Source organism: Halomicrobium zhouii, from assembly GCF_900114435.1.
Lineage (GTDB): Archaea > Halobacteriota > Halobacteria > Halobacteriales > Haloarculaceae > Halomicrobium > Halomicrobium zhouii.
Map to the genome: position 1 here is coordinate 209972 of NZ_FOZK01000003.1, position 19495 is coordinate 229466.

Annotated in this window: 14 protein-coding genes; 8 read left to right on the forward strand and 6 right to left on the reverse strand. The window is 66.0% G+C overall.

The features are described from left to right. Positions 1-30 precede the first annotated feature (30 nt). The 5 genes from BM337_RS14780 (at position 31) to BM337_RS14800 (ending at position 6097) form a co-directional block, all read left to right on the forward strand. On the forward strand, positions 31-927 hold the full coding sequence (locus BM337_RS14780; RefSeq protein ID WP_089817416.1) for a phosphoribosyltransferase HisG-related protein: 897 nt from the start codon (positions 31-33) through the stop codon (positions 925-927). Between the two features lie 98 nt (positions 928-1025). Then, positions 1026-2147, forward strand: coding sequence for a thiamine ABC transporter substrate-binding protein (locus BM337_RS14785; protein WP_089817417.1), 1122 nt, complete (start codon positions 1026-1028; stop codon positions 2145-2147). A gap of 2 nt (positions 2148-2149) precedes the next feature. Then, on the forward strand, positions 2150-3997 hold the full coding sequence (locus BM337_RS14790; RefSeq protein ID WP_177227598.1) for an ABC transporter permease: 1848 nt from the start codon (positions 2150-2152) through the stop codon (positions 3995-3997). Further along, entirely contained in the window at positions 3985-5049 is a 1065-nt protein-coding gene (locus BM337_RS14795) for an ABC transporter ATP-binding protein (RefSeq protein WP_089817418.1), read from the forward strand. The genes BM337_RS14790 and BM337_RS14795 overlap by 13 nt, the downstream gene beginning before the upstream one ends. 40 nt (positions 5050-5089) lie before the next feature. After that, a complete protein-coding gene (locus tag BM337_RS14800; RefSeq protein ID WP_089817419.1) occupies positions 5090-6097 on the forward strand; it encodes an AIR synthase family protein in 1008 nt (335 codons plus the stop codon). A 132-nt stretch (positions 6098-6229) separates the two neighbouring features. On the opposite strand, the gene BM337_RS14805 is transcribed toward BM337_RS14800, so the two are convergent. The 3 genes from BM337_RS14805 to BM337_RS14820 all read right to left on the reverse strand — a co-directional run bounded on the left by BM337_RS14805 (position 6230) and on the right by BM337_RS14820 (position 11402). Continuing rightward, positions 6230-7267: a tyrosine-type recombinase/integrase gene (locus BM337_RS14805; RefSeq protein ID WP_089817420.1), complete on the reverse strand. Its 1038-nt coding sequence runs from the start codon at positions 7265-7267 to the stop codon at positions 6230-6232. Then, complete coding sequence (locus BM337_RS14810; protein ID WP_089817421.1) at positions 7264-7680, reverse strand: DUF5805 domain-containing protein; 417 nt, start codon at positions 7678-7680, stop codon at positions 7264-7266. The genes BM337_RS14805 and BM337_RS14810 overlap by 4 nt, the downstream gene beginning before the upstream one ends. Positions 7681-9518: 1838 nt before the next feature. Continuing rightward, a complete protein-coding gene (locus BM337_RS14820) occupies positions 9519-11402 on the reverse strand; it encodes a PDC sensor domain-containing protein (protein WP_089817423.1) in 1884 nt (627 codons plus the stop codon). Between the two features lie 250 nt (positions 11403-11652). On the opposite strand from BM337_RS14820, the gene kdgK1 reads away from it, so the two are divergent. The 3 genes from kdgK1 (at position 11653) to BM337_RS14835 (ending at position 15557) form a co-directional block, all read left to right on the forward strand. Continuing rightward, positions 11653-12606 carry a bifunctional 2-dehydro-3-deoxygluconokinase/2-dehydro-3-deoxygalactonokinase gene (kdgK1, locus tag BM337_RS14825; RefSeq protein WP_089817424.1) on the forward strand — a complete coding sequence of 318 codons (954 nt, stop codon included), beginning with the start codon at positions 11653-11655 and terminating at the stop codon, positions 12604-12606. Between the two features lie 120 nt (positions 12607-12726). Beyond that, positions 12727-14481 carry a pyruvate kinase gene (gene pyk / locus BM337_RS14830; protein WP_089818164.1) on the forward strand — a complete coding sequence of 585 codons (1755 nt, stop codon included), beginning with the start codon at positions 12727-12729 and terminating at the stop codon, positions 14479-14481. 113 nt (positions 14482-14594) lie between these two features. Next, positions 14595-15557: an ROK family protein gene (locus BM337_RS14835; RefSeq protein WP_089817425.1), complete on the forward strand. Its 963-nt coding sequence runs from the start codon at positions 14595-14597 to the stop codon at positions 15555-15557. 8 nt (positions 15558-15565) lie between these two features. Here BM337_RS14835 and BM337_RS14840 read toward each other — a convergent pair whose 3' ends face one another. The 3 genes from BM337_RS14840 to glpK all read right to left on the reverse strand — a co-directional run bounded on the left by BM337_RS14840 (position 15566) and on the right by glpK (position 19412). After that, positions 15566-16732, reverse strand: a complete 1167-nt coding sequence (locus BM337_RS14840; protein ID WP_089817426.1) for a Cdc6/Cdc18 family protein — start codon at positions 16730-16732, stop codon at positions 15566-15568. Between the two features lie 87 nt (positions 16733-16819). Next, a complete protein-coding gene (locus BM337_RS14845) occupies positions 16820-17878 on the reverse strand; it encodes a DUF7973 family transport facilitator (RefSeq protein ID WP_089817427.1) in 1059 nt (352 codons plus the stop codon). 1 nt (position 17879) lies between these two features. Next, positions 17880-19412 carry a glycerol kinase GlpK gene (gene glpK / locus BM337_RS14850; protein WP_089817428.1) on the reverse strand — a complete coding sequence of 511 codons (1533 nt, stop codon included), beginning with the start codon at positions 19410-19412 and terminating at the stop codon, positions 17880-17882. Positions 19413-19495 lie beyond the last annotated feature (83 nt).

Genomic DNA, 19495 nt, shown 5'->3' on the forward strand with positions numbered 1-19495 from the left:
TTTTATCGGCGCCCGTCTACGTTGTTTGCAATGACGACGATCAGAGTGGCCGTCCCCCGGAAAGGGCGACCTCTCGAAGCCGTTCTCGAGACGGTGGCCTCACAGGCCGACGCCACCGACGTAGCAGACCGGATCATCTCGACGTTGCGCTACGAGAAGGCGATCACGAAAGGTGACGCGGCCGCCGAGGACACCGTCTACGATCGCCTGGCCGACTACAGCGACCTCTCCGACCCGACCGAACCCGAGTACACCCTGTTCCGTGACGACCGCGACGGGATGCCACGCCGCGTGGTCTTCGACAGTCTGACCGTCCCGTTCGGCGACCTCGACGTCCAGCTCGTCGGTCGCGAGGAGCCGTTCCGGGCGCTGCGCAAACACGAGTTCGCGCTCGGGTTCGACAGTGCCGACCTCGTCCTCGAAGAGGTCGTCGAGCTCCGGGAGGACCCGCTTGCGGACATCGCCGACATCAACGACCGGATCGACCCCGTCGACACGGACGTTCGCGTCGTGACCGGGATGGGGGATACGGTGTACCACACGTTGCTCGCGACGCCGACTGTCGTCGATTCACTCTCGCCGTCGCTCACGCGCGAGTTCGTCACCGAATACGAGGGTCCGCTGTGTATCTCACCGCGGTACGAGCGTCTCGTCGAGGCGATACTCGGCACGGATGCCATCGAGGGTGTCGAGTTCACGTACCCCGACGACGAACGCGAAGAAGAGGCCGCTATCGCCGACGCGGGGCTGGGCGTCTACGTCACCGTCACCGGGTCCACGGCTCGCGACCACGGCCTGGACGTCGGTGCGCAGCTGTTCCCCAGCGAGACCGTCTTGCTGGAGAATCAGTCGGAACTCGACGACGACGTAGAGCGCGTTCGCGACCTGTTCCAGGCGGAGAATCAGAGTCCGATTCCGGCCAGGTGACGGGAATTTCGCTCCTGCATCGGTCGATTTCCGGAACGACTGTCACGGGCCCGAGAATAGGAACGCATTTACCCACCACTCGGTAAGAACACCCAGTAATGGAACGACGACGATTTCTTCGGAACGCGGGAGCAGGTATCGTCGGCGTCTCGGCGTTCGCCGGCTGTAGTAGCCCCGGCGGAGACGACGAGCGTCCCAGCAGGACGGAGTCGGGAACTGGCACGACGACTGGGGAGCCGACGACGACGTCGCTCGGCGGGACGCTCCGCGTGGCGACGTACTCCTCGTTCACTGGCGAGGGGACCGCCGGGAACTGGCTCAAGTCCGCCTTCGAATCGGAGTATCCCGACGCGACCGTCGAGTTCACGACGCCCGAGAACGGCCTGAACCAGTACGTCCAGCGGGCCAACGAGGGCGCGCCGATCGACGCGGACCTGTTCGTGGGACTCAACACCGGCGAACTCGCCCGCGCCGACGAGCAACTGGACGAGTCGCTGTTCCAGTCGCTCGGTGAGGACGTTGCCGGCGCCGACCGTATCAAAGACGGACTCCAGATCGATCCCGAGGGACGGGCGCTCCCCTACGACACCGGCTACATCAGCCTGGTGTACGACGAGAACGAAGTCGAGCAACCCGAGACCTTCGATGCCCTGCTCGAACCGGAGTACGAGGGCGACCTCATCGTCCAGAACGCCCAGCAGTCCGACCCTGGACGGGCGTTTCTCCTGTGGACCATCCTGGCGAAGGGGGTCGACGGCTACCTCGACTACTGGCAAGGGCTCCAGGACAACGGCGTCACGATCATGTCCGACTGGGAACCGTCCTACGAGGCCTACTCGAACGGTGAGGCGCCGATGATCGTCTCGTACTCGACCGATCAGGTGTACGCGAAGGACCAGGACGTCGACATGGCCCGACACCAGGTCGGCTTCCTCGAAGACCAGGGGTACGCCAACCCCGAGGCGATGGCGATGTTCTCCAGCGCGTCGAACGGCGACCTCGGTCGGAAGTTCGTCGAGTTCGCCCTCTCGGAGGAAGCCCAGAGAGAGATCGCGGACCGCAACGTCCAGTTCCCCGCCGTCGAGGGCGTGGAGATGGGCGAGGAGTTCACCGAGTACGCCTACGAGCCGCCGGAACCGGTCACCTTTACCTACGAAGAACTCGCAGGCAACGTCAGTACGTGGATCGAGGACTGGGCGCGACAGGTCGCGAGCAAGTAACGATGCGCGAACGGGCCGAGCGGTTCGCAGTGCCCCTCGGTCTCACGGCCACCGTCGCCGTCCTCGTCGTCGTCTTCTACTACCCGGTCGGGAGCGTCCTCGCCGACGCCGTCTTCGGTGACGGCCAGCCGACGCTCGCCCCCATCCTCGACGTTCTCGAAGATCCGTTTTACACCGGCGCCGGCCACCACCTCTTCACAGACCCGCTCGGGATTCCTGCGGGAATCCTCCAGTGGATTCTCGCAATCGAGTTTTACTGGTCGGCCGTCGACGTCGGCATCGTCGAACTCTATCGGCCTATCGTCGACCTCCCGCCGACGTCCATCGGCCTGTTCGGGTTCACCGCCTACCAGGCCGCGCTCTCGACCGTCGCCAGCGTGGCGCTCGGACTGCCCGGTGCGTATCTGCTCTCTCGCTACGAGTTCCCCGGCCGCCGCACCATCAGGTCCCTGACCATCCTGCCGTTCGTCCTCCCGGGGATAATGGTCGCCGTCGGTTTCCTGGCGATGTTCGGCCGAAACGGCCTCTTCAACGACCTCCTGGCCGTCGTCGGTCTGGGTCCGGTCGAGGCCCTGTTCACGCTGGAGATCGTGATCGTCGCCCACGCCTTCTACAACGCCCCGCTCGTCACCAGGCTCGTGACGACCGCCTGGGAGTCGGTGGACCGCCGGCAGGTCGAGACGGCACGGTCGATGGGGGCTACCCCGTTTCGAGCCTTCCGGGACGTCGTCGTCCCCCAGTTGCTTCCCTCACTGTTGACGGCCTCGCTGCTCACGTTCGTCTTCACGTTCATGACGTTCCCCATCGTCCTGGCGCTGGGCGGGCTCCAGCTGGCGACCGTCGAGGTGTGGCTCTATGCCCGCGTCCAGAACCTCGAACTGACGGAGGCCGCCGCGCTCGGGACTATCGAGACCGTCATCTCGCTCGGGCTGACCTACCTCTATCTTCGCTACGAGGCGCGCCAGGTCGCGACGCGAAGCGCCGGAACGCCGCTGGCGCGCCGACCGTTACTCGACGGAGTGCGCTCGCTCCGGGACCCGCGTCGACTCGCGCTCGCGGGCTACGGCGTCGTCGTCCTCGTCGTCTTCGTCGGCCCGCTCCTGAGCATGGTCGTCGAGAGCGTTACCGGCCCGGGCGGCCAGTTTACCCTGGAGTACTACCGGTTCCTCCTGGCCCAGCAGACCTCCGCGGCCATCGGAACGACGAGACCGCTTCCGGCCATCGTCAACTCGCTCCTCTTCGGCGTCGGCACGCTGGCACTCGCCCTGCCGATGGGCATCGTCGTCGCGGTCGTGGCCAATCGCAACGTCAGTGGGAGTCGCGCCGCCGAGGCCGTCCTCTCGGCCCCGCTCGCCGTCAGCGGCATCGTCGTCGGTCTCGGCCTCCTCCAGACGCTCGTCTTCGGGACGGTCCTGTTCGATTACCGGATCACGGTACTCGGACCGATTGCCATCGTCTTCGCGCACGCCGTCGCTGCCTACCCGTTCGTCACCCGCAACGTCGCGCCGGCGCTCGGCGGCCTCGATCCGCGACTGGTCGACGCGGCGCGGTCGCTGGGTGCCTCCCGGTTTCGCTCGCTCGTCGATATCGAACTCCCCCTGGTCGCCTCGGGCGTCGTCGCCGGCGCCGCATTCGCGTTCGCCATCAGCGTCGGCGAGTTCGATTCGACGGTCTTACTGGCCGAGGGAGTCGACAGTTACACCATGCCAGTCGCACTCGAGCGCTACATCGGCAACCGGTCGCTCGGACCGAGCCTCGGCGCCGCGACGGCGATGGGGACGGTGCTGCTCGCCGTGACCGCCGGCAGTTTCGTCGTGATCGACAGGGTGGGGGGACGGTGGCAACCGTGACCGACGCCGGCGTCGAACTCGACGGGGTGAGTGTCGACTTCGGTGACGTCAGCGCGCTGAACGACGTCTCCATCACCGTCGAACACGGGGAGTTCTTCACGCTCGTCGGCCCCTCGGGGTGTGGCAAGACGACCACGCTGCGCGCGATTGCCGGGTTCGAAACCCCCACGGAGGGAACCGTCGCCATCGACGGCGAAGACGTGACTGGTCGGCCCCCAGAGGACCGTAACGTCGGCGTCGTCTTCCAGAACTACGCACTCTTTCCCCACATGAACGTCCGGGAAAACGTCGCCTACGGGCTCCGGTTCCGGGACGCGCCTGGCGGAGTCTCTCGGCAAGCACGTGTAGAGGAGTTGCTCGAACTGGTAGACATGAACGGACTCGGGGAGCGCGATCCGACCGAGCTATCCGGCGGTCAGCAACAGCGCATCGCCCTGGCGCGTGCGCTCGCTCCGGGTCCGGAGGTCCTGCTCCTCGACGAACCGCTCTCTGCGCTCGACGTCCGCCTCCGAGAACGCCTCCGCGTAACACTCCGGGAGATCCAGCAGTCCCTCGACATCACGACGGTGTACGTCACCCACGACCAGGAGGAGGCGCTGGCGATCAGCGACCGGGTCGCCGTCGTCGCCGACGGAAAGCTCGAACAGGTCGGGACCCCAGAGGCGATCTATCGATCCCCCGCGTCCCGCTTCGTCGCCGAGTTCGTCGGCGACAACAACGTCTTCGAGGCCACCGTGGACGACTCGGACCCGCCTCGCGTCTCAATCGACGAACAGACCGTCCCACTCGCGGCAGCGTCCACGGTCGCCCCTGGAGAACGAGTGACACTGTCAGTCCGGCCCGAGGATCTCTCCTTCGACGAGCGAGACGTCGCGATCACGGCCACCGTCGAACAGGTGGAATTCCTCGGTGACGCGTACCGCGTTCACTGTGCGTGGGGTGAGACGCCGATTCTCGTGAAGACGGCGCACGACGAGATCCCGCGAGGGACCACTACGCTCTGGTTCGACGTGCCGGACGTGCACGTCGTCGGCCGGTCCGTCACCGAGTGAATTCTCCGGGCTACTTGTGGGTCGCGGGCAATCGATCGGTATGCCCGACCTCGGCAAGATAGACAGGGAGTTCTTCGACTCGGTCATCTATCCCAATCTCGGCGCGGAACGCGACGACGTCGTCGTCGGTCCCAAACACGGCGTCGACTTCGGCGTCCTCGACGTAGACGGCACTGCTGTCGTGACCGCCACCGATCCCATTTCGATCCTCCCGCAACTCGGATTCGAACGCGCAGGGCGGTTCGCCCTCGACGTCGTCCTCGCCGACGTCGCGGTATCCGGCGTCCCACCATCGCACCTCTCGATGAGCCTGACGCTCCCGCCGGAGATGACCGACGAGGAGCTCGCCGAGATGTGGGTCGGCATCTCCGACCACGCACGCGAACTCGGCGTGAGTATCGTCTCCGGTCACACCGCACGCTACGCCGGCGTCGACTACTCCTGGGTCGGCGGTGCGACCGTGCTGGGTGTCGGCGATTCCGAAGACGTCGTCCGCCCGGACGGAGCGACTGCCGGAGATTCCATCGTCGTAACGACTGGTCCTGGCGCTGAAGTTGCAGCCCTCTTCACCGTCCTCTTTCCCGAACGACTCGACCTCGCCGAGTCGACGCTCGAAACGGCCAGGGGCCGTCTCGAAGAGTTCGGTGTCGTTCGCGACACGATGACGGCCGTCGACACCGGTACGGTCACGGCGATGCACGACGCGACCGAAGGCGGCCTTATCGGCGCGCTCACCGAGATGGCCCGGGGCGCTGACGTTCGTTTCGACGTCGACGCGGAAGCAGTACCGGAAGCGCCGGGCGTCGTTCCGGTAACTGACGCGATCGACGTCGACCCGTGGGAGGTGACGAGCACGGGCACGCTCGTCATAACCGTCCAGGCCGAAGACGCGGAATCAGTCGTGAACGCACTCCAGCGACGCGGAACGCGGGCGGCCGTCGTCGGAGCAGTCTCCAGCGGCGACGGGGTCTTCGTCGACGGTGCCCAGCGGCACGCGCCGGCATCCGATCCGGCCTGGAATGCCCTGGATCGTCTGAGCGAACAGTAACGAAGTCGAATCCTTCGACCCGAATGCTGCCGCTGAGACCCGTCTATCGTCGCATTTGGGACATCGCGTCGCAAAACGGTCAACACCTGGTTCTGTATAGCCCTATACAGTTTATATGATCGGCTCGAACCGTCACACCCCCAGTTCGTAGACGTTCGCGAGGTACTCAGACCGGACGCGATCGCCCCATTCGTGGGTGTACGTATCGATGACGTCCTGGGCGACGTCGCCGCGGAGGTACTTCACGATCCCTCTGTCGCCGGTGCGGTCCCGGAGGTGTGTCGTGAAGAAGTGCCGGAAGTAGTGGGGCGTGACGTTCTCCGCTGCCCCGCCGCCGTCGCGATACCAGCCGTGCTCCCGGGCGTGCGTCTCCACCATGTGGTGAACCATGTCCGGCGTAAGCCGCTTCCCCCAGCCGCTTCGCGTGCTCGTAAACAGCGGTTCCGCCGACGAGCGGGCATCGGGGCGTATCGCCAGCCACCGGAGTAACGTCCGCCGGAGCTCGTCGTCGACGGGAATCGTGGTATCCCGTTTTCGCTTGTTCGAAGCCGTTCGTTCTTCGCCGTTCACGACGACGTTCCGCGATGGTTCCGAGGAGACGAACAGCGAGTCCGGACGGGATTCGATCTGCACGCGGACACTGGCACCGACCTCCGGACCCGAATCGAGGTGGAGGTCCCTGAGGTCCAGGTTGCACAGTTCCCCGACACGCATCCCGGTCTTGAGGAACGTGACGACGATCGCCCGCTCCAGCGGGTGCCGGACGTCCCCCACGAACGCTCGCATTTCCGGCACGCTGATCTCTCGGCGTGCCGGGTCGGTGTTGATGGACTCGTCCATCTCCTCCATGACGAGCGTCATGGGATTGGCGTCGAAGGCGCCGACCTCCGTCATGTAGGCGTAGAACCGGTGGAGATAGGAGGCGTACGTGGCGACGGTGGACTCGCTCTTGTCGCCCCTGAGGTCGTGGACGAACGCCATGCAGTCGCGATGGCTCGCTTCTGCCAGCGGGACGGGGCGGGCGCCGTCGCCGAGGAACGCCTCGAAGTCCCGGAGGACGCGCTCGTAATACGAACGAGTGCGCTCGGTCTTTCCGTGATAGGTGACGTCGTCGAGGAAGTACTCGACTGGATCGTCGTCCACCTCGACGGTGTCGTTTCGAGTACTCATACGAGCGTGTACCCCCCGTTTCGACCGCTGTACTGAACCTCGCCGTCGGCCTGCAGTTCCTGGAGCGCGTCTTCGAGACGTTCCTCGACGTCGTCGGTCAACGCAGCGACCAATTCGTCCCAGTCGTAGAACTCGTCCGATTCGAGGATATCGACGACCCGGTCTTCCACGCCCGACCCCCGGGGTTCGGGCGTCGAAGATGGGGTTGCAGCGGGTTCGTCAGCAGACTCGATCGCCGCGACGTCGGTATCCACCGAAATGTCGCTCCTTCCGGCCTGTACCATCGATCGGACGAACTCGCTCAGACTCATGTTCAGCGCCTCGGCCTCGCTGGCCCACTCCGCTTTCTGATATTCCGGCACGTAGGTCTGAACGTGTGCCCGACCCGTGTCGACGTCGCCGTCGCTTGCCATGTACAGTGGCTTGGCCCCCAGTTACATCAATCTAACTCAAGCACCCAGATAAAGACCCTTATTTGTGGTAGGGCTTTCCACAACGGCGGAATATTGTTCTTATATCTGTGTTGCTGAAGTCAGATTTTGGCAGGCTAGTTCAGATGCACAGATAAATAGCGGCGGCCGGATTCGCGTACTGCTCGCGATTACAACCATCGGGAGATCGGGTATCTGGGAATCGCGGGATTCGGTATCGATCCGACAGTCGGGCTTCCAGTGTGTCCGGAGTCTAGAGCACAGGTCGTTCCTGGCCGAGTCCGACCGCGCTTCAGTCCGGTGTTGGACAATCTGTTGCACAATCGATGTCGTCACGAGCGCGGACCCATCTCTGGGCGGAATGGCCCGGGAGGACATGGACCAACCACAGACTATCTTTCGGTGCCCGACGCTGCAGGGGATCGCCTCACTGGCTCCTCATTGGTGAACTGACGACTGGCGGGGACGTCCCGTCGCTTGGAACGTCTCGATTGCAACGTCGAGCTCCGACGGCGGCCCAGACTCGATCCCTGGTAGCCTGGCTTTTCAATCCCGTCCGGCTATAAGCCGGTCGCTACCGATGGGGCCCTCCCGAGTAGTTACGTCGGTGTGCGACGACTGTGGAGCCACGAGACGCATGGTGTGGGGGGCGCAGTCCGTCCGGAACGTAGATGTAGCGGCGGCCAGCTGGCCGCGCAGTTACCGGGCCCCGTTGAGTCGGGGTCGGGTCTGAGATTACAGTGAGCCATGTAGGCTACACAGGTGGGCCAGACGCAGGAGACAGGTCCGCGTAATCTGAAGCTGATCTGGGGGCGGTCACGTCGGCGCGACTGTTCCGTCACCCAGCCCGCCATCGCTTTCGGCTAGGCGGGGTCACGAAGACGATAGCGATGGCGAGGGCTCCGACCCCCGTCGGGTTCGAACTACCGCCGTCGAGGCCTCACAGCGGTCTGGCTCCAAAACCGGTGGTCTGGCACCCGACGCCTGGACAGCGGTCAGCCCGAACTCGCTATTCTCGTATGCGCCACGCCGGTGTTCGACGGCGATGGGACCGGGCGCGAAACGGCGGCCCCGCCACTTTCTAAACGATAAAACTCGTTGTTGATTGTGAATTTTGCCGGCAGATATCGAACTCGTAAACCATATAGCGCTATACCCAACCGGTGTGTCTCGTATCGGACATCGTAGCAAATATCGTACTATATCGGGGGCCCAGCGGCCCGGCTGCCGACAGTGTCGTTTGAAGTAGGACAAAATTTCTACTGCCCGGCGAGATCCTCGATAACCCAGAAGAACAGACGACGTTCCTCGGCGGTGTCCGTCGGCGCGTTCGCTGGACGAAATACGCCGACGCGATTTACCTGGCGAGCATTCGCCACCGAGTGTTCCGAGGAAAGCACTGAACCGATCGCCCGCGAGTACTGCTCGCCGTCGAAGACGGAACCGGGGTACCGTCGGACGCTCACGGTTCGTCGGCGCCCAGCGAACAAACGTGTGGGGCCCGTACTCGCTCTGTCCGGCGCGTCGGAACGACTGCTTCGATTCTCTCGGGTACAGCTGGACCAGGCAGCGTTCGTCATTCATCGAGTACGCCACCGAACCAACGGACGCCGAAGCGCCGAACGGCTCCGTCACGTCGCGGTTGCCTGGGCGATCTCGCGTGGATTTCCTGGCCGGGCTTGGTCCTCCTGGACCGTGCAGAACGGGACCGACGGCCGCCGCCGTGAGACCGTAGTGGAAGGCTGCGAAAAGACGCTGCACTGGCCGATAGACGAAGCGAGACGCCGCGAGTCGTCGCGAGAAAGAAACGCGCCGGTCGATCAGTCGTCGCCGTCGTCCCGCGTCGCCTGGGACGGACCGCCGGAGAAGACGAACTCGTGTTCGGCTTCGGTCTCGAACCGGTTGAGGATGTCCCCGAGCGGGCGTGCGTAGCGTTTGAGTTTCTCCGCTCGCGAGGAGACCTCGTTCAGCTCGGCGGCCTGTTCCTCGGCCGCACCGGCGACGTTCTCGGACTCGGCCATCATGCGTTCGCTGGTCTCGGCCGCCTCCTGCATCGTCGTCGCGACCTGGCGGAACTGGTCGATGGAGTCGCCCATGTCGACCGAGGGGTTCTCTGCCTGAAACCGTTCGAGCGTGTCGACGAGTTCGTCCAGGTTCTCGGAGACGCCCTGGAGCCGGTCCTTCTGCTCGTAGGCGTCGTCGGAAATCTTCTGGATGGACTCTGCGACCTGCTCGGAGGCGTCCCGGACGGACTCGGAACTGGCCAGCACGACGTCACCGGACTCAGCGACCTCGTCGGCGAAGCTCTTGAGCTGGCCCGTCGTCTTCTCGAGTTCCTCTATCATCGAGTTGAACTCGTTCGCGATGCGGTCCATCGACTCGTTCTCGCCTTCGGTCTCCATCCGCTGGGTCATGTCCCCGGCGGCCGTGGCCTCCATGGCCTGGCTGAACTCGTCGGCCTTCTGCTGGAGGTAGTTGTTGACCTCCATCGCCTCGGCGCGGGACACCTCGGCCTCCTTCCGCGCCCGTTCGGCCTCGTCGATCTGGTTCTTCAGGGAGTCGCGCATGTCGGCGAACCCGTCGTACAGTCGACCGATGTTGTCGATGCGGGAGGAGCTGATCTCGACGTCGAGGTTGCCCTCGCGCATCTCCTCGGTCTTCCGGGTGAGTCGGTCGATCGTACTCGACGTACTGTATCCGAGGATGGCACCGACGCCGCCGATGAGGACGACACCGCCACCGGTAGCGATCAGGCCCCACTGCTGGACGTCCTGCACGAAGCCGAACACGGAGGAGTACGGTGCGTGAACGAGCACGACCCAGTCCGTGCCGGAGACCGGTGAGTACCCAACCGTGTACCGCTCGTCGATGACGTTGTCGTTGGCCTGCATCTCCTGGATGACGCCGGCGTCATCGCTCGAGGAACGGAGTTCGATGGCCTCCTGGAGCGGCCTGTCGGCTTCTCCGCCGCTGTAAGAGTACAGCGTCACGTTACCGACGCCGGATTCGCCCTGTCGAGGCTCGTCGATCATGACCGTGCCCTCTTCGTTGACGACCTGCGTGAACCCGCCCGTCGCCCGGTCGGCTCCCTGCAGCGAACCGGCGATGTCCTCGATACTGTACTCGATGAGGATGTAGCGACCCTCCCCGGACGGGACGGGACTGACGAAGCCGACGACGTGTTGCCGGTTCGTGAGATACGTCTCCGACATCGCGACGTCGCTGGCGCTGGAGAACGACTCCTCGAGGATCCAGCTCTGGGGTCTCCCCGAGAGCGTCGGCCCCTCTCGAAGGGTGTTACTGGCGACGACCTCGGCCTGCTCACCCGAGGTGTCGACGATGTGCATCCCTACCACTTCCCCGGAGAGTTCGGATTTCTCGTTTTCCAGTTTGAGACTGAGGTCCTCGTTGCTGTCCCAGCCCTCGTCGCTGGACATCAACTTGGTCGAGAGGCGGTTCCGCGACACCCACTGTTCGATGATGTCCGCTTCCTGGAGCGCGCCGTTCCGGTACTCGTTTTCGACGTTCGTCTGCGTCTCGCTCTTGACCTGTTCGGTCGCGACGAGTCCGATGACGCCCACGGACATCCCCATGACCAGGAGCACCAGGCCGAATTTGAGCGCGAAGCTCTGTCTGATGAAGTTCGGCGTCACCGTCTGGGCGATCCCCCCGGAACTGCCCGCCGCTGAGTCGTCTCCGCTCATTTTCGATACCCTCCACTGCCACCCTGCGTCGGTACGACACCCTGGCGAGACGTGTCACAGTCGGACCGACGTGAACACGGCTCCGCTTGCCGTACTGTCCTGCAGTACATAGCTCTCCTTGTAGCATTTGATCACATAAGGGTTTGGGACGTTTCGGGCTACCACTAGGGGTGCACGTGGACCGTCGACGCTCCCGCGACCCCACTCCGGTTGGTCGGGATTTATACTCGCTGCCGGCCCATCCGACTGTATGACGGACCTCGTGACCTTCGGCGAGACGATGCTCAGGCTCTCCCCGCCGGGAGACGAACGGGTCGAGACGGCAGACGAGTACGACGTCGACGTCGCGGGCGCGGAGAGCAACGTGGCCGTGGCCGCCCAGCGCCTCGGCCTCGACGCCGCCTGGCTCTCGAAAGTGCCCGACAGCCCGGTCGGGCGTCGGGTGACGAGCGAACTGCGCCAGCACGGCGTCACCGTCGACGTCGCGGAGTCCCCCGACGGACGGCTCGGGACGTACTACCTCGAATCGGGAGACGTCCCGCGCGGAAACAACGTCATCTACGACCGGGCGAACGCCGCCGTGACGACGGCGACGCCCGACGAACTTCCGACAGAACGGGTGCGCGAAGCGACCGCGTTCCACACCACCGGTATCACGCCCGGGCTCTCGGAGACACTGTTCGAAACGACGCGAGACCTGCTCTCGCTCGCCAGCGAGGCCGGAACGACCACGACCTTCGACCTGAACTACCGGTCGAAAGTCTGGGACCCGGCGGAGGCCAGAGCCGCGGTCGAGGCACTGTTCCCCGACGTAGACGTCCTCTTTACGGCCCAGCGCGACGCCGAACACGTGCTCGGGCGCGACGGTGACGCCGAAGCCATCGCCCGTGGACTCCAGGCGGAGTTCGACTTCGACGTCACCGTCGTCACTCGCGGGAGCGAGGGAGCGCTCGCGGCCATCGACGACGAGGTGTACGAACAGCCCACGTTCGAGGCGACGGACGACCACCCCGTCGGTACCGGCGACTCGTTCGTCGGTGGCTTCCTGTCCCGATTCGTCGACGGGGCCGACGTCCCGACGTCGCTCGAATACGGCGCGGCGACGGCGGCCCTCAAGCGGTCTATCCCCGGTGACATCGCGGTCGTCACGCCCGGCGAGGTCGAATCGGTCATCGACGGTGCGACGGCCGCTATCTCCCGGTAACGGCCCCTCTCTGTCTCGCCTGCTCCCGTTCGCGGTAGATAAGGTTCTTATCCCCTCCGTCGGTAGTTCCCCGTATGTTTACTGTCGCTATCGAGTCGAGATCCGGAGGTCGGTGGGATGATACGTAGCGCGAAGATCGTCTGCACGCTCGGCCCGGCCTCCGAGTCTGTCGAGCAGATAACCGCCCTCGCGAAGGCGGGGATGTCGGTGGCTCGGCTCAACGCGAGCCACGGTTCGCCGGAGCACCGCCGCGAGATGATCGAGCGGATCCGCGAGGTGGATTCCCGTATCGAGGCGCCGGTCGCGTCTATGCTGGACATGCCGGGCCCGGAGGTCCGGACCGCTCCCATCCGAGATTCAATCGAACTCGTGGAGGGAACCACCATCAGGTTCGTCGAGGGAGACACGGCGACGCCGGAAGAGGTCGGCCTCTCGACGTCCATTGCCGCCGTCGAACCCGGAGACGTCGTCCTCCTGGACGACGGCCGGATCGAGACGACCGTCGAGCGGGTCGAAGACGACGTCGTCCACGCGACCGTCGAGAGCGGCGGAGAACTCGGTGCCCGGAAGGGAGTCAACGTGCCGGGCGTCGAACTCGGCCTCCCGGTGATCACGGAGAACGACGAGCGGGAACTCGACGTCGCGGCCGAGATGGAACCCGACTTCGTGGCCGCCTCGTTCGTCCGCGACGGAGAGAACATCTACGAGATCGAGGAAGCACTTGAGGACCGGGGCGTGGACATCCCCATCATCGCGAAGATAGAGCGGGCCGGCGCCGTCGAGAACCTCGATTCTATCGTCGACGCGGCCGACGCAGTGATGGTCGCCCGGGGCGACCTCGGCGTCGAGTGTCCGCTCGAAGACGTCCCGATCATCCAGAAACGGATCATCCGCAAGTGCCACGTCGCCGGCGTTCCGGTCATCACCGCGACGGAGATGCTCGACTCCATGATCCACGAACGCAGGCCCACGCGCGCGGAGGCCTCCGACGTCGCCAACGCGGTCCTCGACGGAACGGACGCCGTCATGCTCTCGGGAGAGACGGCCATCGGCGACCACCCCGTCCGCGTCGTCGAGACGATGGACCGCATCGTCCGCGACGTCGAGTCCAGCGAGGAGTACGCCGAGTCGCGGGAACAGCGCGTGCCGAACGCCGACAACACCAGGACCGACGCGCTCGCTCGCTCGGCCCGGTTTCTCGCCCGCGACATCGGCGCGTCGGCAGTCGTCGCAGCCTCCGAGTCCGGGTACACGGCGCTGAAAGCCGCCAAGTTCCGCCCCTCGATCCCGATCGTCGCGTCGACGCCGAGCGACAAGGTCCGCCGCCAGCTGGCGCTGTCCTGGGGGATCATCCCAGTCACGACGCACTACACGAACGAGGGCGCGGACGCGATCATCCAGCAGGCGGTCCAGGCCGCGCTGGACACCGACGCCGCGACGGGCGGCGACACCGTCGTCGTCCTCGCTGGCATGATGACCGAACTCGAGGGGCTCAACACCGCGAACACGCTCAAGGTCCACGTCGCCGCGGAGACCGTCGCCAGTGGCCGGTCCGTCGTCGACGGCCTCGTCTCGGCGCCCCTCCACCGGGTCCCGGACGGTGACCTCACGTCGATACCGGACGGCGCCATCGTCTCCGTCTCCGCCGACTTCGAGGGAGAGTTCGAGGGCGACATCGGGACGATCGGCGGCATCGTCGACGCGCACGAGGGGATGACGAGTTACGCCGCCATCGTCGCCCGCGAACTCGACATCCCGATGGTCTCGGACGCACAGATCCCCGGACACGTCGCCGACGGTGACGTGATCACCCTCGACGCCGAACGCGGCGTCATCTACGAGGACGCCATCGGCGAGCACGACGTCCGCGAATAGGATCGAACACGGGACGACGAGTTGGCCGACCCCGCCGGCGGCGAATTTTTAATTCAGTTCCGTGCTTGAAGATCTGTGTAGTTAAGTAGCGAAAGGTACACCCCACAGATAGCATGCCCGCTTACGCAGGGGTCGACCTGGGCGCCACGAACGTCCGGGCGGTTATCGGCGACGAGACCGGCCGCGAACTCGGTTCGCACGCGGCCGAGACGCCGCGCGGGCCGACCGGCATCGCCGTCACCGAGGCCATTCTCGACACGGTCCGACGGGCCGCCGACGAAGCCGACGTCGAACCGACGGCCATCCGGGCGGCCGGCATCGGCTCTATCGGGCCGCTGGACCTGGCCGAGGGGATCATCGACAACCCGGCGAACCTGCCTGACACCATCGACCGCATCCCACTGACCGGCCCCATCTCCAAGCTGATCGACTCGGAGGACGTCTACCTCCACAACGACACGACCGCCGGCGTCATCGGCGAACGCTTCTTCTCCGACCGGAACCCCGACGACATGGTGTATCTCACCATCTCCTCGGGCATCGGCGCCGGCGTCTGCGTCGACGGAAACGTCCTCACCGGCTGGGACGGCAACGCCGGCGAGGTCGGCCACATGCAACTCGACCCGACGGGGTTCATGCCCTGTGGCTGTGGCTGGGAAGGCCACTGGGAGGCGTACAGTTCCGGCAACAGCATCCCCCGGTACGCCACGCAGCTCCATCGTGACGACCCCGTGGAGACCTCGCTCCCGGTCGAGGACGACGAGTTCGGCGCCGCGGACGTGTTCGCCCACGCCGAGGAGGGCGACGAGTTCGCCGACTTCGTCCTCGAACAGGTCAACCACTGGAACGCGATGGGCGTCGCCAACCTCGTCCACGCGTACGCACCGCTGGTCGTCTACGTCGGCGGCGCCGTGGCGATACACAACCCCGACCAGATTCTCGACCCGATCCGGGAGCGCATTCCGGATATGATCCTCGGCAACATCCCGGACGTCCAGTTGACGAACCTCGGCGACGACGTCGTCGTCATGGGCGCGCTCGCGAGCGCGCTCACGGGCGGAACCGGAAAACGATAGAACCAGGCCTAGCTGTTCTGGAGGTCGTACAGGCGCGCGAACACCGTCGACGGAAATCGGGGCTCGACCCGGCTGGGCGGTCGACCCTGGCGGTCGGCGTCGGTGTTCTCCTCGCGTGCGAGTATCCCTGCCTCGGCCATCTCGTAGAGGAACCGCTTGACCGTCCCCGGAGAGAGGTCGACCCGGTCCGAGGCCGCGATGGCGTCGGTGGCGTCGGTCACGGTGGCCCGATCCACGGTGTCGAGGCTCACGAGTTCTCGCAACACGGACTGCCGGTTGGTAGGTAACGCCAGCACCCGGCCGAGCGAGACGGACGGACGTGGGACGTCGGCGATGCCGGCCGAGACGTCGGCTGGTTCGATGCGGTCCCGGCCGGCCGCCGCGGCGGCGTCAGCGGCGGCGAACAGGGCGGCGAGGGCGTCGTGGGCGTTCCCGTCGGCCCACTCGGCGATCTCCCGGGCCTGGTCGTGGGCGAGCACCCGGGTGGCCAGCCCCGCCGAGGCCCGGTCCATGACGACGTCGACGAGCACCTGTCGCCGGTAGGCCGGCACTTCGAGTACCGTCGCGTCGGTCTCGTCCCACCCGTGTCGATCGGGCGGATCGCGACCGACGCAGATCCAGCGGAGTCCGTCGAAGGGCTCCAGCGCGTCGAGTACCGTTGCCCGGTCCAGCGTCGCCGGTTCGTCGACGTGGTCGAGGACGGCGACGACCGGTCGGTCGGTGACTCGGTCGGAGAGGCGCCTGCGAACCTCCTCGGTCCCGACGCCGTGTTCCGGGACGGGGTCCTCGACGAGCCCGTCCAGCAGGCCGTGGTAGAGCCCGAACTCGCTGGCGGCCTCCCGGAGGTCCAGGGAGACGAACGACGGCGTCGAGACGGGTCGTGACCGCGTCGTCGTGTGGATGACGGCGTCCGCGTGGGCTGGCAGGTCACGGAGGTGGGCGAACAGTGCCGACAGCACGGCAGACTTGCCCGCGCCCTGGGGGCCCCACACGTAGGCGTTCTCCGGCAGGTCTCCATCGAAGACCGGGTCCAGGTGGTCGAGGAGGCGTTCGAGGAACGGTCCCCGGTCGGCTGGTTCGGTGACGTGAGTCACCGGCGAGAGGTCCCCGTAATCGAGGATCAGCTCGGCCGCGTCGCCGCGGCGACGCCGACTAATTCGCGATTCGATGTCCATGCTCTCGTTCGCTAGGTGACCGTCGACCAGTTGTGTACTTCGATACGACGGCCGTTTCGCCGGAAACGCAGTGGTGGGATACCACGGCTAGAGGGCCAGGTACCCCGCGTTCGGCAGCACGCCCAGCAGGAAGAGGACGCCGATGACCAGCGTGTATATCGCGATCGACATCGCCGGCGGGTCCACGTGCGTTCCGGAGTGGGCGTACGCGACCCGCTGGGTGACCTCGCCCAGGAGCGCACCGACGAGTCCGCCGAGCGCGGCGACGACCATGAGCGTCGGCTCGCTCACGGCGTAGGCGCCGGCGACGACCGCGAACGTGGAGCCACCGAGCGTGATGTGGTGGGTCACGGGGAAGTTCGCGACGCCGAGGTTGAGAAAGAGCAGGCTCGCCGCGGAGATGCCGTAGGCCATGAAGACCGTCCCGGTGATCATCCACGTCCAGCCGCCGAGGACGCCGCCGACCAGGCCGATGGCCGCGACGCCGGACCACCTGTACTGCTGTGGCAGCCACGGCTCGACGGCGGGGCGCTCGCTCCCGTCGTCCCGGAGTTCGTCTCGCTCGAACGGCGTCATGTCGAAGTAGCCGTCCCCGGCCGGAGCGCCAATGAGCGGATAGCCGAACACCAGACGGGCCAGGAATGCGGTCGCCACGACGGAGAACGCGATGCCGTCGATCGGCACGCCGAGGCCGCCGAAGAGGCGGGCGATGAGCATCCCGAGGACGCCGAAGGCGGCGCCGACGGCGAGGATGTCTGGCTTCGTCCCGAACGCGAACAGGATGTCCTTCCCGAAGTGGTAGTCCCAGTCGGGTTCCATCTCGGGGTACCGCTTCGCCGCGTACGCGGTGGCCGCGACGCCGGCGGCGAAGCCGACGTGTGGCCCGGTCACGGGGCCGAACCCGACGACCCCGGTGACACCGGAGGCCAGTTCCGCGCTGGCCAGTTCGTTGTATCGCGTGCCCGGTCCGGCGAGGGCCGCGAGCCCCTCGCCCAGCAGCACGACGAAGCCGGTGAAGACGAACGCCGGGAGGGCACCGACGGCCGCGCCGAACGCGCCGCCGGCGGCTGCGGCGATGACGAGCGCGGCGAAGTGCTCCCACGGCACGTCCAGGAGTGGAACCTGGAGGACGACACCGTCGATCATCTCACTCCTCCCGCGCCCAGTCGAGCGAGCGTTCGACGGCGTCACCCCACCGGTCGTACAGCCGGTCGGCGCGCGCGGCGTCCATCTCCGGCGTGAACTCCCGGTCGACGTGCCAGTTGTCCCGGAGTTCGTCCACCGACTCCCAGTAGCCGACGGCCAGGCCAGCGGCGTAGGCCGACCCGAGCGCCGTCGTCTCGTCGACCTCCGGGCGGACGATGCCGGTCCGGATGATGTCGGCCTGGAGCTGACAGAGGAAGTTGTTCTTGACGGCGCCGCCGTCAACCCGGAGCTGTCCCATCTCGATGCCGGAGTCGGCCTCCATCGCCTCGGCGACGTCGCGGGTCTGGTAGGCGATGGACTCCAGCGTCGCGCGGACGATGTGTTCTTTCCTCGTGCCGCGCGTCATCCCGACGATCGTCCCGCGTGCGCGCCCGTCCCAGTGGGGCGCGCCGAGGCCGGTGAACGCCGGCACCATGTAGACCCCGTCGGTCGAGTCCACGGAGCTGGCGAGTTCGGCCGTCTGGGCGGCGTTGGTGATCAGGTCGACGTCTTCGAGCCACTCGATGGCCGCGCCGGTGATGAAGATGGACCCCTCCAAGGCGTACTGGACCGGCTCGCCGGAGCGCTGGAACCCGACGGTGGTCAGCAGGCCGTGCTCGGAGTCGACGGCCTCGTTCCCGGTGTTCATCAGGAAGAAGGAGCCGGTGCCGTAGGTGTTCTTCGCGTCGCCCTCGTCGAAACAGGTCTGGCCGAACAGCGCGGCCTGCTGGTCGCCGAGCGCGCCGGCGACCGGAATCTCCGCGCCGAGGAACCCATCCGGGTCGGTGTGACCGTACAGGTCCTCGTCCGAGGAGGGCCTGACCTCCGCGAGCATCGACCACGGGACGCCGAACTCCTCGAGCAGTTCGTCGTCCCAGTCCATATCGTGGATGTCGTACAGCATGGTCCGCGAGGCGTTCGTCACGTCGGTTATGACGTTGCCGGTCAGCTTCGAGATGAGCCACGTGTCGATGGTCCCCATCCGGAGCTCCCCGGCCTCGGCCCGGTCCCGGAGGTTCTCCGGACGACTGGCCTCCAGTTTGAGCGGGTCGGCGTTGTCGAGGATCCACTCCACTTTCGTCGCCGAGAAGTAGGCGTCGGCTTCCAGTCCAGTCTTGCCGCGGATCCACTCGACCTTGTCCTCGGCCTCCAGTTCCTCGACGCGGTCCGTCGTCCGCCGGTCCTGCCAGACCAGCGCGTTGTGGACCGGGTCGCCGCTATCGTGGTCCCAGACCAGCGTCGTCTCTCGCTGGTTCGTGATACCGATGGCGGCCAGCTGGTCGGCCTCGACGTCCGCCTCGTCGAGGGCCCTGCCGACGACGGATTTCGTGTTCTCCCATATCTCGACGGGGTCGTGTTCGACCCAGCCGGGTTCGGGGTAGATCTGCTCGTGTTTCTCGTACGCGTTTGCGACGACCTGGCCTCCGTGGTCGAACACCATGAAGCGTGTGCCGGTCGTCCCCTGGTCGATCGCGCCTACGTATGTGTCGGTCATGTCAGTGATCTCTCTGGAGCTGGCGGGTAGTTACGCTCGTCACCGCCTTGTCGGTAAAGTTCATGTGGAATCAGTATAAAACT

Coding starts and splice junctions, on each gene's coding strand:
- BM337_RS14810 (WP_089817421.1), bottom strand. CDS start 7,680: ATGGCAAGCGACGGCGACGTCGACACGGGTCGGGCACACGTTCAGACC.
- BM337_RS14790 (WP_177227598.1), top strand. CDS start 2,150: ATGCGCGAACGGGCCGAGCGGTTCGCAGTGCCCCTCGGTCTCACGGCC.
- BM337_RS14780 (WP_089817416.1), top strand. CDS start 31: ATGACGACGATCAGAGTGGCCGTCCCCCGGAAAGGGCGACCTCTCGAA.
- BM337_RS14800 (WP_089817419.1), top strand. CDS start 5,090: ATGCCCGACCTCGGCAAGATAGACAGGGAGTTCTTCGACTCGGTCATC.
- BM337_RS14820 (WP_089817423.1), bottom strand. CDS start 11,402: ATGAGCGGAGACGACTCAGCGGCGGGCAGTTCCGGGGGGATCGCCCAG.
- BM337_RS14835 (WP_089817425.1), top strand. CDS start 14,595: ATGCCCGCTTACGCAGGGGTCGACCTGGGCGCCACGAACGTCCGGGCG.
- BM337_RS14805 (WP_089817420.1), bottom strand. CDS start 7,267: ATGAGTACTCGAAACGACACCGTCGAGGTGGACGACGATCCAGTCGAG.
- BM337_RS14840 (WP_089817426.1), bottom strand. CDS start 16,732: ATGGACATCGAATCGCGAATTAGTCGGCGTCGCCGCGGCGACGCGGCC.
- BM337_RS14785 (WP_089817417.1), top strand. CDS start 1,026: ATGGAACGACGACGATTTCTTCGGAACGCGGGAGCAGGTATCGTCGGC.
- glpK (WP_089817428.1), bottom strand. CDS start 19,412: ATGACCGACACATACGTAGGCGCGATCGACCAGGGGACGACCGGCACA.
- kdgK1 (WP_089817424.1), top strand. CDS start 11,653: ATGACGGACCTCGTGACCTTCGGCGAGACGATGCTCAGGCTCTCCCCG.
- BM337_RS14845 (WP_089817427.1), bottom strand. CDS start 17,878: ATGATCGACGGTGTCGTCCTCCAGGTTCCACTCCTGGACGTGCCGTGG.